At 41.2% G+C, this 20,253-nt stretch carries 22 protein-coding genes, 1 tRNA gene, 2 pseudogenes and 1 riboswitch; of the genes and pseudogenes, 17 read left to right on the top strand and 8 right to left on the bottom strand.

The features are described from left to right. Window positions 1–77 precede the first annotated feature (77 nt). The 5 genes from AC4MDD_RS04555 (at window position 78) to panD (ending at window position 2,667) form a co-directional block, all read left to right on the top strand. A tRNA-Gln gene (locus AC4MDD_RS04555) sits at window positions 78–152 on the top strand. A gap of 36 nt (window positions 153–188) precedes the next feature. Continuing rightward, the gene (locus tag AC4MDD_RS04550; RefSeq protein ID WP_004695513.1) at window positions 189–1,142 is read left to right on the top strand and encodes a ribose-phosphate pyrophosphokinase; all 954 of its coding nucleotides are present in this window, start codon (window positions 189–191) and stop codon (window positions 1,140–1,142) included. A 101-nt stretch (window positions 1,143–1,243) separates the two neighbouring features. Further along, on the top strand, window positions 1,244–1,540 hold the full coding sequence (gene rplY, locus AC4MDD_RS04545) for a 50S ribosomal protein L25 (protein ID WP_004695511.1): 297 nt from the start codon (window positions 1,244–1,246) through the stop codon (window positions 1,538–1,540). A gap of 18 nt (window positions 1,541–1,558) precedes the next feature. Continuing rightward, the gene (gene pth, locus AC4MDD_RS04540; protein ID WP_005097742.1) at window positions 1,559–2,140 is read left to right on the top strand and encodes an aminoacyl-tRNA hydrolase; all 582 of its coding nucleotides are present in this window, start codon (window positions 1,559–1,561) and stop codon (window positions 2,138–2,140) included. A gap of 146 nt (window positions 2,141–2,286) precedes the next feature. Continuing rightward, a complete protein-coding gene (gene panD / locus AC4MDD_RS04535) occupies window positions 2,287–2,667 on the top strand; it encodes an aspartate 1-decarboxylase (RefSeq protein WP_005097743.1) in 381 nt (126 codons plus the stop codon). A 69-nt stretch (window positions 2,668–2,736) separates the two neighbouring features. On the opposite strand, the gene AC4MDD_RS04530 is transcribed toward panD, so the two are convergent. Together AC4MDD_RS04530 and AC4MDD_RS04525 are read right to left on the bottom strand one after the other, a co-directional pair. Beyond that, window positions 2,737–3,324, bottom strand: coding sequence for a GDYXXLXY domain-containing protein (locus AC4MDD_RS04530; RefSeq protein ID WP_491882366.1), 588 nt, complete (start codon window positions 3,322–3,324; stop codon window positions 2,737–2,739). Further along, window positions 3,321–5,105, bottom strand: a complete 1,785-nt coding sequence (locus tag AC4MDD_RS04525; protein ID WP_491882365.1) for a DUF2157 domain-containing protein — start codon at window positions 5,103–5,105, stop codon at window positions 3,321–3,323. Before AC4MDD_RS04525 ends, AC4MDD_RS04530 begins: the two co-directional genes overlap by 4 nt. 264 nt (window positions 5,106–5,369) lie before the next feature. Then, window positions 5,370–5,532, top strand: a riboswitch (FMN riboswitch). Between the two features lie 105 nt (window positions 5,533–5,637). Here AC4MDD_RS04525 and ribB point away from each other — a divergent pair. Further along, a complete protein-coding gene (ribB, locus tag AC4MDD_RS04520) occupies window positions 5,638–6,297 on the top strand; it encodes a 3,4-dihydroxy-2-butanone-4-phosphate synthase (protein ID WP_168158174.1) in 660 nt (219 codons plus the stop codon). A gap of 62 nt (window positions 6,298–6,359) precedes the next feature. On the opposite strand, the gene AC4MDD_RS04515 is transcribed toward ribB, so the two are convergent. After that, a complete protein-coding gene (locus AC4MDD_RS04515; protein WP_419276329.1) occupies window positions 6,360–6,974 on the bottom strand; it encodes a LysE family translocator in 615 nt (204 codons plus the stop codon). 81 nt (window positions 6,975–7,055) lie between these two features. Then, window positions 7,056–7,541: a DUF1289 domain-containing protein gene (locus tag AC4MDD_RS04510; RefSeq protein ID WP_317109806.1), complete on the bottom strand. Its 486-nt coding sequence runs from the start codon at window positions 7,539–7,541 to the stop codon at window positions 7,056–7,058. 180 nt (window positions 7,542–7,721) lie between these two features. Between AC4MDD_RS04510 and trhO the strand changes: the two genes are divergently transcribed. The 4 genes from trhO (at window position 7,722) to AC4MDD_RS04490 (ending at window position 10,297) form a co-directional block, all read left to right on the top strand. Further along, window positions 7,722–8,654 carry an oxygen-dependent tRNA uridine(34) hydroxylase TrhO gene (trhO, locus tag AC4MDD_RS04505; protein WP_151835873.1) on the top strand — a complete coding sequence of 311 codons (933 nt, stop codon included), beginning with the start codon at window positions 7,722–7,724 and terminating at the stop codon, window positions 8,652–8,654. 214 nt (window positions 8,655–8,868) lie between these two features. After that, window positions 8,869–9,168, top strand: a complete 300-nt coding sequence (locus tag AC4MDD_RS04500) for a hypothetical protein (protein WP_004695491.1) — start codon at window positions 8,869–8,871, stop codon at window positions 9,166–9,168. Between the two features lie 78 nt (window positions 9,169–9,246). Continuing rightward, window positions 9,247–9,861 carry a DedA family protein gene (locus AC4MDD_RS04495; RefSeq protein ID WP_317109800.1) on the top strand — a complete coding sequence of 205 codons (615 nt, stop codon included), beginning with the start codon at window positions 9,247–9,249 and terminating at the stop codon, window positions 9,859–9,861. A 22-nt stretch (window positions 9,862–9,883) separates the two neighbouring features. Continuing rightward, window positions 9,884–10,297: an ABZJ_00895 family protein gene (locus AC4MDD_RS04490; RefSeq protein ID WP_333641536.1), complete on the top strand. Its 414-nt coding sequence runs from the start codon at window positions 9,884–9,886 to the stop codon at window positions 10,295–10,297. Window positions 10,298–10,362: 65 nt separating this feature from the next. Here the strand turns inward: AC4MDD_RS04490 and AC4MDD_RS04485 are convergent, their stop codons facing one another. Next, window positions 10,363–11,256 carry a LysR family transcriptional regulator gene (locus AC4MDD_RS04485; protein WP_333641534.1) on the bottom strand — a complete coding sequence of 298 codons (894 nt, stop codon included), beginning with the start codon at window positions 11,254–11,256 and terminating at the stop codon, window positions 10,363–10,365. Window positions 11,257–11,359: 103 nt separating this feature from the next. On the opposite strand from AC4MDD_RS04485, the pseudogene AC4MDD_RS04480 reads away from it, so the two are divergent. Continuing rightward, window positions 11,360–11,963, top strand: a pseudogene (locus AC4MDD_RS04480) (LysE family translocator). Between the two features lie 117 nt (window positions 11,964–12,080). Here the strand turns inward: AC4MDD_RS04480 and AC4MDD_RS04475 are convergent. Both AC4MDD_RS04475 and AC4MDD_RS04470 read right to left on the bottom strand, forming a co-directional pair. After that, window positions 12,081–12,605 (bottom strand): YecA/YgfB family protein, encoded by a 525-nt coding sequence (locus AC4MDD_RS04475; protein WP_201952167.1) that lies wholly within the window; start codon window positions 12,603–12,605, stop codon window positions 12,081–12,083. A gap of 70 nt (window positions 12,606–12,675) precedes the next feature. After that, window positions 12,676–12,885: a PA3496 family putative envelope integrity protein gene (locus AC4MDD_RS04470; RefSeq protein WP_004982817.1), complete on the bottom strand. Its 210-nt coding sequence runs from the start codon at window positions 12,883–12,885 to the stop codon at window positions 12,676–12,678. A 433-nt stretch (window positions 12,886–13,318) separates the two neighbouring features. Between AC4MDD_RS04470 and rpoD the strand changes: the two genes are divergently transcribed. The 6 genes from rpoD (at window position 13,319) to AC4MDD_RS04440 (ending at window position 19,895) form a co-directional block, all read left to right on the top strand. Beyond that, on the top strand, window positions 13,319–15,205 hold the full coding sequence (rpoD, locus tag AC4MDD_RS04465) for an RNA polymerase sigma factor RpoD (RefSeq protein WP_183173044.1): 1,887 nt from the start codon (window positions 13,319–13,321) through the stop codon (window positions 15,203–15,205). A 122-nt stretch (window positions 15,206–15,327) separates the two neighbouring features. Then, entirely contained in the window at window positions 15,328–15,615 is a 288-nt protein-coding gene (locus AC4MDD_RS04460) for a YbeD family protein (protein ID WP_010327321.1), read from the top strand. Window positions 15,616–15,777: 162 nt separating this feature from the next. Then, on the top strand, window positions 15,778–16,437 hold the full coding sequence (gene lipB, locus AC4MDD_RS04455) for a lipoyl(octanoyl) transferase LipB (protein ID WP_491882364.1): 660 nt from the start codon (window positions 15,778–15,780) through the stop codon (window positions 16,435–16,437). Window positions 16,438–16,569: 132 nt separating this feature from the next. After that, a complete protein-coding gene (locus AC4MDD_RS04450) occupies window positions 16,570–17,049 on the top strand; it encodes a hypothetical protein (protein ID WP_373863461.1) in 480 nt (159 codons plus the stop codon). A gap of 1 nt (window position 17,050) precedes the next feature. Then, window positions 17,051–18,235 carry an iron-containing alcohol dehydrogenase gene (locus AC4MDD_RS04445; RefSeq protein WP_491882363.1) on the top strand — a complete coding sequence of 395 codons (1,185 nt, stop codon included), beginning with the start codon at window positions 17,051–17,053 and terminating at the stop codon, window positions 18,233–18,235. Between the two features lie 265 nt (window positions 18,236–18,500). Then, entirely contained in the window at window positions 18,501–19,895 is a 1,395-nt protein-coding gene (locus AC4MDD_RS04440) for an APC family permease (protein ID WP_004695470.1), read from the top strand. 65 nt (window positions 19,896–19,960) lie between these two features. On the opposite strand, the pseudogene AC4MDD_RS04435 reads toward AC4MDD_RS04440, so the two are convergent. Then, window positions 19,961–20,245: pseudogene (locus tag AC4MDD_RS04435) on the bottom strand (flavodoxin family protein); the annotation flags it as partial. Window positions 20,246–20,253: the final 8 nt, after the last annotated feature.

The following is a 20,253-nucleotide window of genomic DNA, read 5'->3' as shown; positions in this document are numbered from 1 at the left end:
ACAGAACAACACTTTGCTGTTCTACTGTTAATTTACCTTGACAGAAAGACGCAAAAATATTAAAGTTCTGCCGCATTAGGGGTATCGCCAAGTGGTAAGGCACCGGTTTTTGATATCGGCATCCGTTGGTTCGAATCCAGCTACCCCTGCCATCTAATTCCTAAATTGCCAACCGCCAAGGGTGCTTCATGCCCAATCTTGTCGTTTTTAGTGGATCTGCACATCCACAATTCGCCCAAAAAGTCGTAAGCCACTTGCACATCCCTTTAGGTGCTGCATCTATTGGTCAATTTTCTGACGGTGAAATTGCTGTCGAAATTACTGAAAATGTTCGTGGTAAAGACGTATTTATCGTACAACCTACTTGTGCCCCAACGAATGATAACCTGATGGAAATCCTCGTTATGGCTGATGCTTTGCGTCGTGCAAGTGCTGGTCGTATTACCGCAGTGATTCCTTATTTCGGTTATGCACGTCAAGACCGTCGTCCTCGTTCATCACGTGTTCCAATTACTGCAAAAGTTGTCGCAGATATGCTGACAACTGTAGGAATTGACCGTGTGGTAATGATCGACCTTCACGCTGACCAAATCCAAGGTTTCTTCGATATCCCTGTAGACAACATCTACGGTACACCAGCGCTTTTAGCTGACCTTCGTCAACAATCACATGATAACCTCATGGTGGTTTCCCCTGACGTGGGCGGTGTCGTTCGTGCACGTGCTGTTGCTAAACAAATGGGCGATATTGACCTTGCTATCATCGACAAACGTCGTCAAAAGGCAAACGAATCACAAGTCATGCACTTGATTGGTGATGTTAAAGGCCGTGACTGCGTGATCGTAGATGACATGGTGGATACTGCAGGTACGTTATGTAAAGCTGCTGATGCATTGAAAACATTTGGTGCGCGCAAAGTGGTTGCTTATGCAACTCACCCTGTTTTATCAGGTAAAGCTATCGAAAACTTGAAAAACTCTGTGATTGATGAATTGGTCGTTACAGACACCATTCCTCTTTCTGAAGAAGCTCAAGCTCTTGGTAAGATTCGCCAAGTTTCAGTTGCGAGTATGGTTGCTGAAACAATTCGTCGTATTAACAACGAAGAATCTATTAGCGCAATGTTTGATTCTTATCTATAATATAGCGCTGAATTTTAAAAGCCCTGCCCAGTGCAGGGCTTTGTCTCACTAGGTCGGTCGCAGATCTAGTTTATTTAAAACTTAAATTAAGGATGTCTATCATGGCAAACTTCGTATTAAACGCTCAAGCGCGTGAAGCAGCTAACCAAGGGAAAGGTGCGAGCCGCCGCCTTCGTCACGCTGCTCAAGTTCCAGCTATCATCTACGGTGGTGCTGCTGAACCTGTAGCTGTTACTTTAGAACTTCGTGAGCTTGTTAAAGCTTTAGAAAACAACGCTTTCTTCGAAGAAGTTGTTGAAATCAAAGTTGGCGACAAAGTTGAAAGCGTTAAAATCAAAGCGTTACAACGTCACCCAGCTAAAAACACGCCTATGCACGCTGACTTCGTTCGCGCATAAGTGTTATTGGTGTAATTAGTGTCAAATATTTCACTGATTGTTGGTTTGGGCAACCCAGGTTCTGAGTATGCCCAAACCCGCCATAATGCAGGGGCCTGGTTCGTAGAACGCCTTGCAGAGCAATATGGCATTACCCTCAAGAAAGACCCGAAATTCAATGGATTTAGTGGTCGTGGCAATATCGAAGGTCAAGACGTTCGTCTTCTTCTACCTACAACCTTTATGAACCTTTCCGGTAAAAGTGTTGTTCCTTTCGCCAAATTCTACAATATCGCACCTGAATCGATCCTGATTGCCCATGATGAACTGGATATGAATCCTGGTATCATTCGTCTGAAAACGGGTGGTGGTCACGGTGGCCATAATGGTCTACGCGATATCGTGCCGCATATTGGTTCAAACTTCCATCGCCTGCGTATTGGAATCGGTCATCCTGGTGCCAAAGACCGTGTTTCTGGTCATGTGCTCAGTAAAGCGCCCAGCAGCGAACAAAAGTTAATGGATGATGCAATTTCACATGCGCTCGCACGTACCAAAATGCTGGTGAATGCAGAAGTACAGCAAGCCATGAATCAAATTAATGCCTATAAGCCTAACTGATCATTCAAAAATCGCTGGACAATTCCGCTTGTCAGAAAGATCATTTAAGCGCAAAATGCGCAAGCCTACCCACTTATCCAGTGTCGTAGAAATTGATTCAACCATATGATGATCAAAGTCTTAGTTCAACTCAGGGGACGCTAGCCATGCTATCTCGTTTATTAAAATGCAAAATTCACCGCGCTCACGTTACACATGCAGAATTACACTATGAAGGTTCATGTGCAATTGATGGCGTTTTGATGGATTTAGCTGGCATTCGCGAATACGAAGAAATTCATGTGTGGAACGTGACCAATGGTAAACGTTTTGCAACTTATGCCATTCGTGGCGAAGATAATTCAGGCATCATTTCAGTCAATGGTGGCGCTGCACATCAAGCCGATGTAGGCGATATCATCATTATTGCAACTTTTGGTGATTTCACTGAAGCTGAAGCAAATGCACATCAGCCACGCTTGGTCTATGCAAATCCAAACAATACCGTCAGCCATACTGCCAACTGTATTCCGGTACAAGTCGCTTAAGTCGATTCGACCAGATTCCCAAAGCTCGCACCTCGCGGGCTTTTTTATGGCCAGAATGACTAAATATAATTAACTGCCCTGCCGCCAGCTTTTAGAACTTTCACAATTTAGGAGCTTTAAATGGGAGTCAACAAGATTAACCAGTAAAGCCTTTCCATTTTCCTTAAGCTTAAGTTCGGCAAATTTGGCATTGCGATAACACGGCTCCAGGCCTTCGGCGAATAAAAAACTTCTCGATGCAGGATAAAGCTCGCTATAGCGATTATTCGGGTTTTGTAAAATCAGTCGAGCTGTACGAACATTTTTCGGCAACTCAAAATAGCTATGGATCACGCGCCTCTGTGAATCGAGTTCAACATGAGTGAGCACCGAAGATTTGTTCTTAATCACTTCATCAAAATAATGACCTGAAAAAATCTGATCTTCTTGATTGCTGTTGGCTTGGCTGGTACTTTTTGGACTCAAATGCTGATGCGCAAAATAAAGTTGATAATTCAGCGCCATATAATCCCCCTGAATAATCGAACGCGGGTCTACAGGTTGCAAACGCACATACATGGTTTGACTATTGTTTAAGTGCCATTCATTTTTAAAAATTAAGCCTAAAAATACCGCGATGCTGAGTAACGCCAAAACAAGAGGAATCATTTTCTTCATATGCCGAACTCATCTTTTTGCTTAAATAGCATTAAGCTCAATGTCAGCAAGAGCAACATCAGACCTGACAAGAACATGCTTAAACTTTTAATTAGAAAGGTCACATCAAGGGAATAATATAAAAACCCTAAAATTAAAGCGAAAGTTGCCAGCGCAAATCCATAGATCACTTTATCTTGTGTTTTTAATGCCCATGAAATGATGGCCAAACAAATAAAAATATCGAAATAACCATAAAAAATCAGCCCTACTGCAAAAGCAGTCAAAATAAAATGCGCAAATAATTGAAACTGCTTTTGAATATGTAAAAAGACAAAAAGTACAAACCATAAAATCGGTAAGCCAAAAGCCAATATCGGAATGTGCTCAATTTTCGCTAATTCATATTTTCCAAATAAAGTATAAAAGCCCATGGAAAATAGAATAATCCCAAGCAATGCAAGCAATACACTGCGTTGATATTCAATTGGCTGTATGAATTTTATAGCCAGAATTCCCAGATAAAAAACATAATTCCAAAGTGCTAAATAAACAAAATTTTCAACAATATTACGCCAACTGAGATATGCATTGATATCCCAAATACACGCCACACCTGCTGCATATAAACCCAAAATTTGAATAAAGACAAAGAACCAATGTGTTCGCATGAAATAAGCGAGTGCTAGCATCGCCAATTGTAAAAATAGAATAGGAAGAATTTGATTCATTAAATCAACGGTGTGAAAGATGACCGCAATTTGTCCTGCAACCCAGAGACAATAAGCGAATTGTCTTAAAAATAAACTTTGTTTAGCTTTCAATAAGTAAGCCGCCAAAGCCACAAAAACAATGCCCATAATCAAAGAGAAATTTCCCCAAAAGGTCAGCATCAACGTTGCAAAGACGATGCCCGCAATCCAAGCTCCCACAGCAAGTGGAATAGCATTGAAACGACTATGTGGAATAAATTTAATCAACATGTAAGTGATGAAAGCAAACCACGCAAAAATAATCAGTGCGATAAAAAATAATTCAAAAATTTCATTCTGACCAAACCACTCCGTCACCGCCTTCACAATGATCAAGGTAAAGCTAATGCCTAAGCCAACGGCTGAAAGTGCGCTACATAGCTGATCTTTATTTTGATAATAGTAAGCCAGTGAAATGCCCAACAAGAGAAAAGACACTGTGAAATAAAGAATGCTTTTATCCGCATAGAGATACATCGCCATATGCCAAACCGAGAGAATGGCAAACCACAGCAAGAATAAATAACGGAGTTTCGAATAATATTTATTGCAGAGATAGAATTGAATCAGTGCAAATACATGAATACTGATTAAGAAGAGATCTGGATATTGGTCTCCCCAAAAGGTTTGGATAAAAAACAGAAACAGCGCCAATTGGCTGGTAATACATAAAAGAAAAAATACACCGATATTCGGACGATATAACCACGGTAAAAGTAGCACAGACCAAAGTAGAAATAATAAATAGCTGTCAGCACCCGTTTGATAAATTTGACCAATCACAGCCAGACTTAAACCAATCATCAAACCACAGATACTATGTAAACATTGCACGAGAAAATCATGTTTTGTCAGCCACAAGCTGCAAACCGCACTGAGGAATAATAACAACTGAGGAATAGCCAGCTGAATATTGTGTGGCAACATAAACCAATTGGCGGCAACCAAATACAACATACTGACCGCAATGAGTGTAAAACCAAAAACTTGCAGATGCTTTATAAAGGATTCAGCACTCCAAGGGTAATCATATTGTTGAATTTTGATCAATTCTAACTCCTCACTCTTATTTTTATCTTGATCATTTCAAACCATTCAAACTATAGAAAAACTTCTTATTCATGTTTATGGTTTTTCTCAGATATTCATTTTTGAACATTAAACTCATACTAAGTGAAATCATACACAGAGAGTGTTGGTCTTTAGCAAACCAATAACATAAACAACCCTATAGCAAAAATTGTTCTATGTATAAAACTGATCATTCTAAAACTCCCCCTGTTTTTCTAAATATTTAGCACTATAATGGGCTTACATCGCTTCAGGGCGGGGTGTAATTCCCCACCGGTGGTAAGTTCAGTTAAATGACTCAGACTGAATCAGCCCACGAGCCAGCCAAGCAGAAATCATCTATTTGGCTCGCAGATTTGGTTCAATTCCAAAGCCGACGGTATAGTCCGGATGAAAGAAGACGACGTGACCAATAGAATCGCAGGTGCAAACCTGTGAGGATTTATTGCTACGCCAATTTTTCAAAGTCCTGAAATGTTCAACCGTACTTCAATTTTACGCGAGCGTTTCAATGTCTAGTTTGATTCAACCCGAAATTTTCTTTTCAGCCCTTTCTCCAGCTGAACAACGTATCCAGCAAGCTTTAGAAGATATCCGCCAAGGCAAACCTGTTTTGGTGATGGATGACTTTGACCGTGAAAACGAAGCCGACCTCATTGTTGCTGCTGAAACTCTCACCGTCGAAACAATGGCACGCATGATTCGTGATGGCTCTGGTATTGTCTGTTTATGTCTGACCGATGAATTGGCCGATCATTTAGAGCTTATGCCTATGGTGTCAGATAACTCAAGTCAGTTTAAAACAGCTTTTACGGTGACAATTGAAGCTGCAACTGGCGTGACCACAGGTGTGTCTGCGCAAGATCGCACCACCACAGTCAAAGCAGCAATTAAAGATGGGGCTGTTGCCAGCGACTTAAACCGCCCTGGTCATGTATTCCCGCTTCGTGCACGCCAAGGCGGTGTACTCACCCGTCGCGGTCATACCGAAGGGACGATTGATTTAGCACGTTTAGCAGGCTTAAAACCAGCAGGTGTCTTGTGTGAACTAACCAATGCCGATGGGACTATGGCCTCTGGCATTCAAGTGTTGGCATATGCGCAAACGCATCAATTGACTGTGATCACCATTGAAGAATTGGTGCAATATCGCATTAAACACGGAGTCTAATTTTTAGGCTCCTAATCAAAAAGCCTCCATGTTGGAGGCTTTTTGATGCAGCACCATCAGCATCAAGCAAAGACAGTATAAATACCATAGAGCGCAATACTGAACAATATCGCACCACAAACGCCTAATAACTTATTGTACAAAGCGGACTGCGATAGTTTATTAAAACCCAAATAAACCAAAGACAATGTGCTGAAATCTAGAATAATCCAGAGAATGGTCAATAGTACAAGGCTGACATCGACATTACTGGTGACCCCAATGAACTGTGGGAAAAATGAAGCAAAGAAAATAATATCCTTCGGATTTGCAATACCCACCAAGAAACCTTGCTTAAAGCCTCCCTGCACCGCCTTTAGTTGCACAGGTGATGTTTCTGTTTCTTGTGCAATGGCTTCTTTTAAAATTTGAAAGCCAAGATAAGCAATATATACGCAGCCTAAAATCTTAATCGCATTTAACCAATGCTCTGCAATGTTTAAAAATTCTTTTAAGATGAGCACAGATAGTACAATAAGAACCAAAGAGGCTAAATTCGTCCCAAAAATGGTTTTTAAGGCTTGTTTATACCCACCTTTTAGACCTGCACTGGCAACCAACAACATCACTGGGCCAGGTGTTGCGATCATGACCACCACAGCCGTACAGTACAACGCCAGTTCGAATACATTCACCATCGAAAAACCCTTTCCCGCAGTTACTCTCGCAAATAGCTGAGGTATGCGGAGTATTCTTTTTCTATATCAAACCAAGAGGACTTATTCGTCCTCTTCCACATGGATGAGATGTTGTCGAATTGCGTCAGCACGCAAAAATGCCAAATCATAACTGGCTGTAGCAAGTGCAAGAACACGGCGTTCAAACTCTTGCCAAATCGGTTTCACTTGCTGCGCTTGAATGCCTAAACCACTTTCTTCGGTAAAGTTCTTATTTTTTTCACATACTTTTAACGCATGATAAAGCTTCCGCCCTTTTGATGCGTCGGGACGTAAACGAACGCGTTTAGATAAAACAAAAGCTTCGACCTGCTGCACATCAGCAAAAGGCAACATTGGCACTAAAATTTGGTCTAGTTGCGCATCTAAGCGTTGCCAAACTGAACGATGCTGCTCCGAAGTGTAGGTGTTCCACTGAATCACTTCATGATTAAAACGACGACAACCACGACACACAGAATCACCAAATACCGTTGAACAACGCCCTGCACATGGGGTCAAAGAGGCAATTCGACGATCTGTACTCAAAACATACTCCTGTTAATAAACGCACCAAAACAAAACGGATTTTGTCTTTGGCAACTGAATATACACGCTCACCTACTACTTGAGAAGCCATTTAAAATGTTTACTTATCTCGCATCTTGATTCAATTCCATGTAAAATGTGGGCCTTAAAATTATCTATCAAAATACATTGGAGTACTCCATGAACGCTACTGTAGAACAGCTTGCACCTGTAGAACAGCAAGCGACGACTGGTTGGGTTGTTGCCGCACTTTATCAATTCAAAGAAGTTCAAGATCCTGCTGATCTTCAACAACGTCTTTTAGACTTGGTAAAAACCATCAACCTATGTGGTACTCTGATTGTAGCGGGCGAAGGCATTAATGGTACGGTTGCAGGCGACCGTGCCGCGATCGATATGATTCATCAATTCCTTCTGAATGAAGGTTTTAACGAAATGGAATACAAAGAGTCTGACAGTGCAGACAAACCATTTCGTAAAATGAAGATCAAACTTAAAAAAGAGATCGTGACTTTAGGCGTTGAAGTAAAGCCACGTGATTTAGTCGGTCACTACCTTGATCCGAAAGAGTGGAATGACCTGATTGCTCGTGATGACGTCATTTTGATCGATACTCGTAATGACTATGAATACAAAGCCGGAACATTTAAGGGCGCTATTGACCCTAAAACAGAAAGTTTCCGCGAATTTCCAGAGTACGTTAAGCAAAACCTTGAACAGCACAAAGATAAAAAAATTGCGATGTTCTGTACAGGTGGTATCCGTTGTGAAAAATCAACCTCCCTTCTTCTTCAAGAAGGTTTCAACGAGGTTTATCACTTAAAAGGCGGCATCTTAAAATACTTAGAAGAAACCCCTGCTGAACAAAGCATGTGGGAAGGCGAATGTTTCGTTTTTGATGGTCGTACTGCGGTCACTCATGGTGTTGAAGAAGGCCTTAACATTAAGTGTCATGCTTGTGGTTGGCCACTTCTTCCTGCTGAAGCAGAAGAAGCTAGCTATGAACATGGTGTGTCATGCAAATACTGTATCGACAAAACCACAGAAAAACAAAAAGAAGGCTTCCGTATGCGCCAGTCGCAGATTGCTGCGGCTAAACGTAAACGCCTTTAAAATCATTCAGATGATTTAGTTCAAGAATAAGCCCTCATTTGAGGGCTTATTTTTTTATCCAGTTCGCGTTTTTTAAAAATATTTAACAATTTTGTCACAACATTGAACTCAATCTGAGTCATACTGTATAAATAATAAGCTAAAGTGGTGTCCTGTAGGTCTCCACATAACAATAAAAATGACATGCCTAAACGACGAAAATAGGATGATTGCCATGCATAAAATAATCATGCCCCGCCATCGCACATTGATTCGCAATGCCGCAGCAAACCGTATCGAGCAATATCACAATACCAGCTTCAACGAAATCAAAAGCAAGCTTGAACAACGCACGCATTTGTTTATTGTGGTTTTGGGCATGTTGATTGGTTCAAGTATCGCGCTCGGCATTGGTTACCATTTAAGCTCAAATCTCTTAAATTATACGTTGCTCAGTTTAATCCCGATTGCGTTGGCCTATAGCTTACGTAAAGTCTATATTCACACCCTGACCCACACTCGTTTCGACGAATAGAAAACAATACATTTCAATTCTTTACCCACATGCGATAAGTCCTTAAGATAACTTATCGCATTTATTTTTATGGTCTATATGAACCTCACTGCATGGATCATCTCCGTCATGGAACAACTGGGTTATTGGGGAATAGCCTTACTGATGTTTCTTGATAATGTTTTTCCGCCTATTCCTTCTGAAATTATTATGCCTTCTGCAGGTTATGCCGCATCACAAGGTGAGTTGGTGTTAGTTGGGGTGATTATTGCAGGATGTATTGGTTCACTCTTTGCCGCGGCAGTGCTGTATTGGATCGGCTATCAATTTAAACAAGAGTACATTTTCAGATGGGTCGACCGCTATGGTAAATATCTATTTATCAAATCCGCCGATGTGAAAAAATCCTTAGATTGGTTTGAGCAGTATGGTCACCGTATTGTATTTTTTGGTCGCATGATTCCTGCAGTGCGTTCACTGATTAGTATCCCTGCGGGGATGAGCCGTATGCCCTTTTGGAAGTTCATGTTTTATAGTGGACTCGGTACAATTATCTGGACAACATTTTTAGCAACAGTCGGCTATTACTTTGGTGAAAACCAAGCACTGATGCATCAAATTTTTAGCAAAGTCGGTTATGTCATTATTGCCATTGTCGCTGTGATTATCCTTTGGTTTTTATATCGCAGACATTTAGGTAAAACACGCGGCTAATTTATTTATTTTGGGGAAATACATGAAACACTATTTACTGCATTTTGCGGCGGTATATAGCATTGCTTTGGTGCTGTTAATCACCGTACTGGTCTTTGGTTTAAACCTTGGCGGCTTAACCTTAATTCCGACTTTAGTGGCTTGTGCACTAATTAGTGTCGGGCACTTCGTAAAAAAAGAACACCGTGTTCCAAACAATCATGAAAAAATTCAACTGGTTTGGGGTTCAAGTGCTGTCGCAATTATCATCGGTAGTTTCTTTGTACTGTTTTTAGTACTAATGAATCCCAATGCTGAAGCGATTATGAAATCCGTCGATAATGCTGGCATTGGACTCACCGCTGTCGTTATGCTGTGTATGGTCGCGATTCATGGCGCTATTTTTCATATTGCCTATGGTTGGTACGCAGACTATTGTTTTAAACAGTTGCCATAAAAAAAGCACCTCGTTTGAGGTGTTTTTTTTATGCTTGATAGATAACAATCAAATGCCACACGTGATTAGTGCTTTTGAGCGGAAAGTGCCATTAACTTTGTTTGGCTGGCTCTCATTTCTTCAATCAACCAATCTTTAAAAATGACTTTATGCGGATCATCCTCAAAAGGAGATGCGGAAAGTAAATAATAAGCAGAGCCATCTTGCACAATCGGGCTAAGCATATCTAACATTTGAAAATCGAGCTCTTTTTCAACCATATAGGCTGAAACCACTGTTGCCCCTAACCCTGCTAAACATGCCTCTATACACAAATAAAAATGTTCCAATGCTACTTTTTGAAAATGCGTAAACTGCGCTTTATATGCATCTTTAAATTGTGTCCAAAGTTTAGGTCGCGGACTGGAAATAAACAGCTGTGAGGTCAGGGCTAAATGCTTGTGACGCGATACACCAACCATATGCTCATCCGCCATTTTTTCACTATAAATGGCCTTGCCCCACTCAAAATCATTACGCCTTAAGGCCAAGTCAATGTTTTGCACTTTAAAATCCGCTTCTCCACCAGCTGTTAACAAACTGATATCAATCTCAGGATAACGCAGCTTAAATTGAACTAAACGCGGAATCAGCCATTTCATGGCGATAGTCGGTTCACAGGATAAGATTAAGGTCTTCTTCTCATTCTTCTTTTCTCTTATCATCTGCACGAGGCACTGGTCAATCTGAGGAAACACCTGCTCACAACAATCAAACAGTGTTAAGCCATCTCCCGTCAGCTGTAACTTTTTGCCGTCACGAAGAAATAAACGACGCCCCAGTGCCTCTTCCAAATTTTTTAACTGTTTACTGACCGCCCCTTGAGCGACAAAGAGTTTTTCAACAGCGATAGTTACACTGTCATAGCGGGCGACATAATAAAAAAACTTAAGAGAATTCAGTGATAAACGCTCAATCATTCTAAAAACTCATCAAAAGGAAAGAATTAAAATCGATTTCCACTATAGCAAATATATGAAAAATATATAAATCCTTTAATTCAATCCGAACAAGGATCAATGAGTGAATGAAATGATAGCGATTGCAATCATTACCCTACTTGCAGTCATTAGTCCTGGTGCTGACTTCGCTTTGGTCAGCCGAAATAGTTATCTATATGGGCGTAAACAAGGGATCTATACCGCATATGGTATTGCTTGTGCTGTATGGATCCACATTAGCTATAGCGTACTGGGGCTCAGTTTCTTAAAGCACTACATTTCCGAACCTATTGCATATCATTCAGTATATTGGCGCGCTGTATCTGATGTATATCGGGTACAAAACATTTACCCAACAGCAAATTAGTGACCATGCCACTCATACTTTACTGCATCCACGTCAAGCATTTATACAAGGTTTTCTTGGCAACAGTTTAAATCCCAAAACTACACTATTTGTGATGAGCATCTTTGCACAGTTGTTGCGAGGCAATAATGGTCTGATGCATTTAATCGGTTATGGCATTTTTATCTCGGCCAGTCATCTATTGTGGTTTTTGCTCATTTCACTATTCTGCTCTACCCCAGTGATCCGAAATAAAATTTTACGCAAACAAGTGAGCATTAACCGTGTCATCGGTACCGTACTCGCAACTTTAGGACTTTGCTTATTTCTCACAAACTAAGCATGAGTGATACCTGCGTTTAAACACTAAAATTTGGGCATAAAAAAACGTCCTCTAGGGACGTTTTTTTATTTGCTTGCTAATGCCTGCGTCGCTGATGTCACGACGCAAGAACAATTATGCTGGCGTATGATACATGAGATAAAGTTCGTTTAAGTTCTCTGGAATTTCTTCTGCAAGCTCATCCATTAACTGACCGTTACGACGGAAAGTTTCCATTTGCGGATCTTCTTCATCAATCCCACTAAATACCATAATTGGTAAAGTAAGATCGACCAATTGCTCTTCAAACTCAGGCGTGAACCATGCATCTTCATTGAGGAACATTGCATCGACAAAACCAACGCTCCAATCCCCTAGACTTGACTCAACATCGGCCTCTTCAATTTCAAAAGGAAATTCAATCCCTTCTTCATTGGCAAGGTTTTGACGAATAGACTCAAGCCAAGCTTTCACTTGCGCGATGATCTCGGCAGGCACTTTCTTTTGATTATTATCAAAAAGTTCATCCAACCATTTTACAAAAGTAGGACCAACTGCAATTGCACACAAGAAACCATGAGTCGCTGCAAAATCTAGACCATACTCATTTTGGTCACCATCTAGATATTCGCTCAATAAGTCTAAATCTAAAGCACTCATTTCAAATCCAAATTCAGAAACTGATTAGGGCATTAGCATAGCATTTTCAGACACGATGCTACATCTGATTTTAGTCTTCTTCGTCGTCAAAATCGTCGTCATCGTCGATGTCGTAATCAAAATCTTTAAGCTCACGTTCCAAACGGCGCTGTGCAAGAAGGTCATCAATCAGGCGACGTTTTTCTAATGATTCTTTCGCACTAATTTTACTTGATGACTCATCAAAATTAACATCATCATCAGCGTAGTTATCATCTAGTTCAAAATCTGTAGAAGACACTAAAACTACCTCATAGTGAAAAAATGTGAAGGGTCTTAGCCGCTATTTATATGGGTTACAGAACCTTGTCAAGTTTTATTTGCATTTAGAGCAATTAATTTGATTTTTAGTCTTTATTTCTAACCAATTTTTATGGCATGATATAATCCACCCTGCGTCTTTGTAGTTTACGACTTTAAATGGTCACATAAAATCCAAATTGTTCAGATTTCAAATTTGGGTTTTGAACTTGAGTACGCTCGGGATGAACTTGAAAACAACAAATTCACCCCCATCTAAATCACTGAATTTATATTTTTAATATTTTATCAGGCAGCTTTTGGCTGACTATCCCTGATGGAATACGCAGTTATTTACAAATAAGTTTATGAAGCGAATTGTGCCCAGATGCACAGTTTTCCACTGCCACAGATTCAACGAAGAGTAAGCAAAGATGAGCGATATGACTTCCCCTACTTCACAAGTAGCGGCTCTGATTAGCCGAGGCAAAGAGCAAGGTTACCTAACTTACGCTGAGGTTAACGATCATCTCCCAGACTCGATCACTGAAAGCGAACAGATTGAAGACATTATTCAAATGCTTCAAGACGTCGGTATTCCTGTGCACGAACGTGCACCTGAATCTGATGATGCAATGTTTGAAGGTGGTAATGAAGCTGCCGATGAAGTTGCTGAAGAAGAAGCCGCTGCTGTTCTTGCCTCTGTAGAAAATGAGCCTGGTCGTACCACTGACCCTGTCCGCATGTATATGCGTGAAATGGGTACTGTTGAACTGTTAACGCGCGAAGGCGAAATTAGTATTGCAAAACGTATTGAAGAAGGGATTCGTGACGTTCTTCACTCGATTGCTTACTGGCCAAATGCGGTTGAAGTGGTATTACAAGAATACAAAGATTATGAAGCGGGCGAACGTCGTCTTGCGGACATCCTTTCAGGTTATTTAGACCCTGAAACCGATGAAGCTATTCCAGAAGTCCTCGAAGAAGAGTCTGAAATTGATGAAGAAGAAGACTCTTCAACCAAATCAACCAAAGATGTAAAATTGGATGATGACGAGGAAGAAGAAGAGTCTGAAAGTGATGATGATTCTGAAGGTGAATCTGGCCCAGATCCTGAAATTGCCAAAGCGCGTTTTGACGAACTGACTGCGGCTTGGAAAAACACCCGAACCATCATCGAGAAACATGGTCGTTCAAGCAAAGAAGCAGAAGACGCTTTAGAGTCACTTGCAACTGTGTTTATGATGTTCAAATTTACACCACGTTTATTTGACATCATTTCAGAAATGATTCGTGGTACACATGAACAAATCCGTACCTCTGAACGTGAAGTAATGCGCTATGCAGTACGTCGTGGTCGTATGGATCGTACTCAGTTCCGTACCTCTTTCCCAGGTCAAGAGTCAAACTTTGCTTGGTTAGATGAACAAATTGCGAAAGCTTCGCCAGACCAAAAAGGCTATCTTGAAAAAGTACGCCCTGACGTTTTAGCGTTCCAACAAAAAATTGCAGACATTGAAAAAGATTTGGACCTTGATGTGAAAGGCATCAAAGAGATTTCAAAACGTATGGCTGTAGGCGAAGCGAAAGCACGCCGCGCGAAAAAAGAAATGGTTGAAGCGAACTTACGTTTGGTCATTTCGATTGCGAAAAAATATACCAACCGTGGCTTACAATTCTTGGACTTGATCCAAGAAGGTAACATTGGTTTGATGAAAGCGGTAGACAAGTTTGAATACCGCCGTGGCTATAAGTTCTCGACTTATGCAACGTGGTGGATTCGTCAGGCGATTACTCGTTCGATTGCCGACCAAGCACGTACCATTCGTATTCCAGTACACATGATCGAAACCATTAACAAGATCAACCGCGTATCACGCCAACTTCTGCAAGAAATGGGCCGTGAACCAACACCTGAAGAACTAGGTGAACGTTTGGAAATGGATGAAGTTAAAGTGCGTAAAGTGCTGAAAATCGCCAAAGAACCAATTTCGATGGAAACACCGATTGGCGATGATGAAGATTCGCACTTGGGTGACTTCATTGAAGACAGCAACATCACGTCACCTGTCGATGCTGCAACGTCTGAAGGCCTAAAAGAAGCAACTCGTGAAGTGCTTGAAAACTTGACTGAACGTGAAGCGAAAGTCTTGAAAATGCGTTTTGGTATCGACATGCCAACGGACCATACTTTGGAAGAAGTGGGTAAACAGTTTGACGTGACACGTGAACGTATTCGTCAGATTGAAGCGAAAGCACTGCGTAAATTACGTCACCCTTCTCGTTCTGAACACTTACGTTCATTCCTAGAAAATGACTAATTAATACCGATACATTGGAGACTTGAAATTTAATCTCGAGTCTCCATTAAGTATTTAAGAGCAACACCTAACGCCTGCAGTTTCGCAGGCGTTTGAAATAAGGGGGACTGACGCTCATGACTATGTTAGACCGTACACCATCACGTGAATTACAAGAACATCTTTGGGTATTCCCTATGGACTACCCGATCAAACTCATTGGCTTTGCCAGCACTGAGTTACATGTTGCAGTGGTTGAAATTTTAGTCAAACACTTCCCTGAGTTTGATGGTGAATCGATCCAAGTCCAGCCATCACGCACAGGTAAATACCATTCTTTAACTGCTCAATTGCGTTTTGAAGAATTAGAACAAGTTCATCAACTGTATGCAGACCTTGCGGCTTGTCCGTTAATTAAAACGGCGCTGTAATTCAAATGATGTATCAATGAGACACGCTTACGAGCGTGTTTTTTTGTGCCTAAATTTTTGATCTATTGAATTCAGCTTATTCACTGAAGAAATCCCCCTACGCTCTAGATCTTTTCTTTATAATTTCAGACATACTTTTTGTTTTATAAGGACGCAAGTGCCGTGTCTGATGCCGTTCTCAAACCACAACTGATTATTCGCCAGTTTGATAATTTAACTTCATATGCTGACCGCTTTGTAGAAATGAAAGCACTGACTGAACAACGAGATGCAGACACACCAGATGAACTTTGGATTTTGCAACATCATGACGTGCTCACCCAAGGTCAAGCTGGAAAACCTGAACACATCCTCATGAGCAGCAACATTCCCGTAGTACAAACGGATCGCGGGGGGCAAGTCACTTGGCATGGTCCTGGTCAGTTGGTGGCCTATTTTATGTTTGACCTCAACCGACTTGGTTGGAACGTCCGCACCTTGGTGTCTTATGCTGAAAACCTAATGATTGAGTTACTCAAAAAATATAACATTGAAGCCTATGCCAAACCTGATGCACCCGGCGTGTATGTCGATGGACGCAAGATTGGCTCATTGGGTTTTAAAATTCGTAAAGGCCGCAGTTATCACGGTTTGTCCTTAAATATTGATTGTGACTTATTTGGGTTTCACACCATTAATCCATGCGGCTATGCGGGCTTAGAAATGGTGCGTATCTCAGACCTCAAACCAGACTACCCGCACTTTGAAAACTTATGTGCCGACATTATTGAAACTTTACAGCACAGCGGTTACTTTAAAGAAGTTCAAGTACAGCATATATAAAGGCTTTGCTTTTCATGGAAAAATAAATTAGAGTATTTACTCTAAACTAATAATTATTTTTAGAAAGGACAACAGCGAGTGATTAACGTAAATTCAGTGAAACCCGCTCTGCAATTGACCTATGTCAAACTTATGATGGATGTGATTGGCCGAGGATTGGTCATGGCCAGCCAAGTCGATAGTGAAATTCAGCAAGAAGTTGCCAAATTTCCAGCCAATTTCACCTTATCGATGAATGTCTTTCCAAACGGCCCGGCTTTTTTAGCCAAAGTGACCGAAGACCATCAACTTGAACTGCTGACACCTGGCAGCCTAAAAGCAGATTTAACGATTACTTTTAAACATTTAAGTCATGCCTTTTTAGTATTTTCATTTCAAGAAAGTACAGCACAAGCATTTGCACATGATCGTATGATCGCAGATGGCGATATTTCCTATGCAATTCGCCTCGTCCGCTGTCTAAATAAAATGGAATCCTTGATTTTGCCAAAAATGGTTGCAGAACTTGCCGTCAAAGAATACCCAACTGAATTGGGCTTAAAAGAAAAACTCACTGGTGCTGCAAATATTTATCTCAAAGTAGCCCAATCATATTTAAAACGGAGTGCATAACATGGCGAAGCCTTATTACGAATTTTTCTGTCCTGTAAAAGTGATCACTGGTCATGCTGCTTTAGAACACATTCCGTTTGAACTGGCAACATTAGGGGCAACCCGACCTTTAATCATTACCGACAAAGGTGTACGTGCCAATAACTTACTGGCACCCATTGAAGCAGCATTTGAGTCTACCGATGCGGTAATTGGCGCAATTTTTGATGATGTTCCACCCGATTCAAGCTTAGAGACAGTACGTAAAGCGGCCAATTTATATCGTGAACACCAGTGCGATGCGATTATTGCTGTCGGTGGTGGATCGGTGATTGATACCTCGAAAGCCACCAATATTTTGGTGTCTGAAGGTGGTGATGACTTACTGAAATACTCTGGGGCACACAACCTACCTAAACCACTCAAACCCTTTTTTGTGATCCCAACTACATCAGGTACAGGGTCTGAAGTCACCATGGTTGCGGTGGTGTCTGATCCAGAGAAAAATGTCAAACTGCCTTTCGCATCATACTATTTAATGCCGCATGCTGCGATTCTCGATCCACGTATGACTCAAACCTTGCCACCGCACTTAACCGCGATGACTGCAATGGATGCCATGACCCATGCCGTCGAAGCCTATACATGCATGGCACACAATCCCATTTCAGATGCTTATGCTACAGCTGCAATTAAAAAAGTCAGCAATCATTTGTTTAATGTGCTGGATAATCCAAGCGATGCCAACGGCCGCTTAGAATTGGCTCAAGCTTCGACCATGGCTGGCATTGCATTTTCAAACTCGATGGTGGGCCTTGTACACTCACTTGGACATGCCTTAGGTGCAGTTGCACACTTGCCGCATGGACTATGCATGAACCTGTTCCTCCCTTATGTCCTTGAATTTAACAAGGAAGTGAATGGTGACAAGGTTGCAGAGCTCCTGTTACCACTTGCAGGGCCAGACATTTATGCGCAGACTCCTGCCCACTTACGTGCAGACAAAGCCATCAGCACATTACTCACCATGCGTGATCGCTTATTTACCCTAACCAAGTTACCCCGTACCTTGAGAGAAACAGGAAAAGTGACCTTAGAACAACTGGATGAGGTGGCAGAAAAGGCCCTCAACGATGGTTCAATCATTTACAATCCGAAAGAAGCCAGCTTAAAAGATTTAAAAGCAATTTTAGAAAAAGCTTGGTAATTCATAAAAAATCAGCCAATATAGCGACAATCTTAGCCTGATGCTTTTTTAAACATCGGGCTTTTATTTGCCATAAGGAATAATGCTTTCCTTATACCTATTGGCATAAAAACTGCTAAAAAATCTGAAAAAGTTACTGACAAAAGCGGCCAAATTAATGTAGATTGGCGCACTTTTGAAATTAAACACAGGGGGGATCGTTCGTCTCAAACGATCCTTATTAAACATGACTGATCCTTGATCAACGATTAAGAGGATAACGCCGTTGACTAATATTTCTGGGACTCAATCGGCAGCTAAACTGCAAAAAACGCTAGGTCTCTGGCACATCATTATTATTGGTTTAGCTTATATTCAACCAATGACATTATTTGATACTTTCGGTTTAGTATCAGAAGAAAGTCATTATCATGTGCCAACGTCATATATCATTGCTTTAATTGCAATTTTATTCACGTCGATCAGTTATGGTCACATGATTCGTCGCTACCCTTCCTCGGGTTCAGCCTATACCTATGCGCAAAAGTCCATCCATCCGAATGTCGGATTTATGGTCGGTTGGTCATCATGGTTAGACTATTTATTGTCTCCAATGGTCAACATCATTCTTGCCGTGATTTACCTTGAAGCCTTATTCCCTGATGTAAACCATTGGGTCTGGGTGGTTGGTTTAACTGCATTTATGACCGCGGTCAACTTACGTGGTGCACGCTTCGTTGCAAACTTTAATGGTTTGATCGTTTTTGTACAGTTAGGTGTGATTGCTTACTTCACGTGGATGGTTTACAGCTTACTTGCTGGTGGCGTCAACGCAGATGGTACTTTGGTCAATGCGAAATATCAGTTATGGAGTTTAGAGCCATTTTGGAATGAGCTTACTTCACTGGGTGCCCTGATTACAGGTGCAACTTTGCTGTGCTTCTCATTCACAGGTTTTGACTCGCTCAGCTCGCTGGCAGAAGAAACAAAAGATACCGAGAAAACACTACCTAAAGCGATTTTCTTAACGGCACTCTTGGCTGGTGTGATCTTTATTATCAGCACCTACTTCATGCAGATTTACTTCCCGAACGATCCAAAGACTTACTTTGAAGATGTTGCTGCAACACAGCCTGACATTTTACAAGCCGTCGGTGGCGTTGCGTTTAAAACGGTGGTGTTGTACTTTGCAATTGTGACTGTTATGGCATCAGGTATTTCGGCACATGCAGGCGTTTCACGCTTAATGTATGTGATGGGCCGCGATGGCGTGATTAACAAGAAGATTTTTGGTCATATTAGCCCGAAAAGCTTCACACCGTCTTATAACATTCTCATTGTAGGTGCTGTAGCATTAACCGCTGGCTTCATGGACTTAGACATCGTTATTTCGATGATCAGCTTCGGTGCATTAACTGCATTTACCTTTGTAAACTTATCGGTGATTTCAAGATATGCACTGCGTGATGGCCGCACAAAGAATATTAAAGATATCTTTAGCTTTGTGATAATTCCAATGTGTGGATTCCTCAGTATCTTTGCCATGTGGCTAGAGATTGAAGAAACCGCGTTGAAATTCGGTTTATGGTGGGCAATGTTTGGTATTTTATACTTAGGTTATAAAACCAAAGGCTTTAAGCAACCTGCACCACAACATAATGAATTTGACGATCCGCTCTAATCTTTCATTCAAAAAGAAAAAGACGCCAAGTGCGTCTTTTTCTTTTTTAAACTAGAGCTAAAAAACTAGCCCTTAAATTGTTTAGTCATTTTAGCAATACGCTGTGCATAGGCTTTTGTGGTTTCGAGATCCCCGGCTGGGATTTCATCCGTACTTGCATCCGATGGTGATTGCACCAACAAGCCTACAGAACCACCCAAATTATTTACATCTTGACGGGTTGCCGCTTTACTATTAGCAGGCAATAAGCCCAAGCTTACCCAAATACCGCCATGCTGTGATGCTAGTGTTTGTAGTTGAATTAAGGTCACTTGCTTATCACCATTTAAGCTTGCACTATTGGTAAAGCCACCGAAAA

Source organism: Acinetobacter sp. CAU_H_29a_1 (assembly GCF_058599505.1).
Note: the sequence above shows the minus strand (reverse complement) of the source record. Positions and strands in the feature narration are given on the sequence as shown.

Bases quoted from the DNA above. Each gene is read 5' to 3' on its own strand.
- AC4MDD_RS04530 (WP_491882366.1), bottom strand. From the start codon at position 3,324: ATGAAGAAAATGATTCCTCTTGTTTTGGCGTTACTCAGCATCGCGGTA.
- AC4MDD_RS04490 (WP_333641536.1), top strand. From the start codon at position 9,884: ATGAAACACTATTTACTGCATTTTGCGGCGGTATATAGCATTGCTTTG.
- ribB (WP_168158174.1), top strand. From the start codon at position 5,638: ATGTCTAGTTTGATTCAACCCGAAATTTTCTTTTCAGCCCTTTCTCCA.
- AC4MDD_RS04495 (WP_317109800.1), top strand. From the start codon at position 9,247: ATGAACCTCACTGCATGGATCATCTCCGTCATGGAACAACTGGGTTAT.
- rpoD (WP_183173044.1), top strand. From the start codon at position 13,319: ATGAGCGATATGACTTCCCCTACTTCACAAGTAGCGGCTCTGATTAGC.
- AC4MDD_RS04460 (WP_010327321.1), top strand. From the start codon at position 15,328: ATGTTAGACCGTACACCATCACGTGAATTACAAGAACATCTTTGGGTA.
- AC4MDD_RS04450 (WP_373863461.1), top strand. From the start codon at position 16,570: ATGATGGATGTGATTGGCCGAGGATTGGTCATGGCCAGCCAAGTCGAT.
- AC4MDD_RS04445 (WP_491882363.1), top strand. From the start codon at position 17,051: ATGGCGAAGCCTTATTACGAATTTTTCTGTCCTGTAAAAGTGATCACT.
- panD (WP_005097743.1), top strand. From the start codon at position 2,287: ATGCTATCTCGTTTATTAAAATGCAAAATTCACCGCGCTCACGTTACA.
- trhO (WP_151835873.1), top strand. From the start codon at position 7,722: ATGAACGCTACTGTAGAACAGCTTGCACCTGTAGAACAGCAAGCGACG.
- rplY (WP_004695511.1), top strand. From the start codon at position 1,244: ATGGCAAACTTCGTATTAAACGCTCAAGCGCGTGAAGCAGCTAACCAA.
- AC4MDD_RS04550 (WP_004695513.1), top strand. From the start codon at position 189: ATGCCCAATCTTGTCGTTTTTAGTGGATCTGCACATCCACAATTCGCC.
- AC4MDD_RS04485 (WP_333641534.1), bottom strand. From the start codon at position 11,256: ATGATTGAGCGTTTATCACTGAATTCTCTTAAGTTTTTTTATTATGTC.
- AC4MDD_RS04515 (WP_419276329.1), bottom strand. From the start codon at position 6,974: ATGGTGAATGTATTCGAACTGGCGTTGTACTGTACGGCTGTGGTGGTC.
- AC4MDD_RS04475 (WP_201952167.1), bottom strand. From the start codon at position 12,605: ATGAGTGCTTTAGATTTAGACTTATTGAGCGAATATCTAGATGGTGAC.
- AC4MDD_RS04500 (WP_004695491.1), top strand. From the start codon at position 8,869: ATGCATAAAATAATCATGCCCCGCCATCGCACATTGATTCGCAATGCC.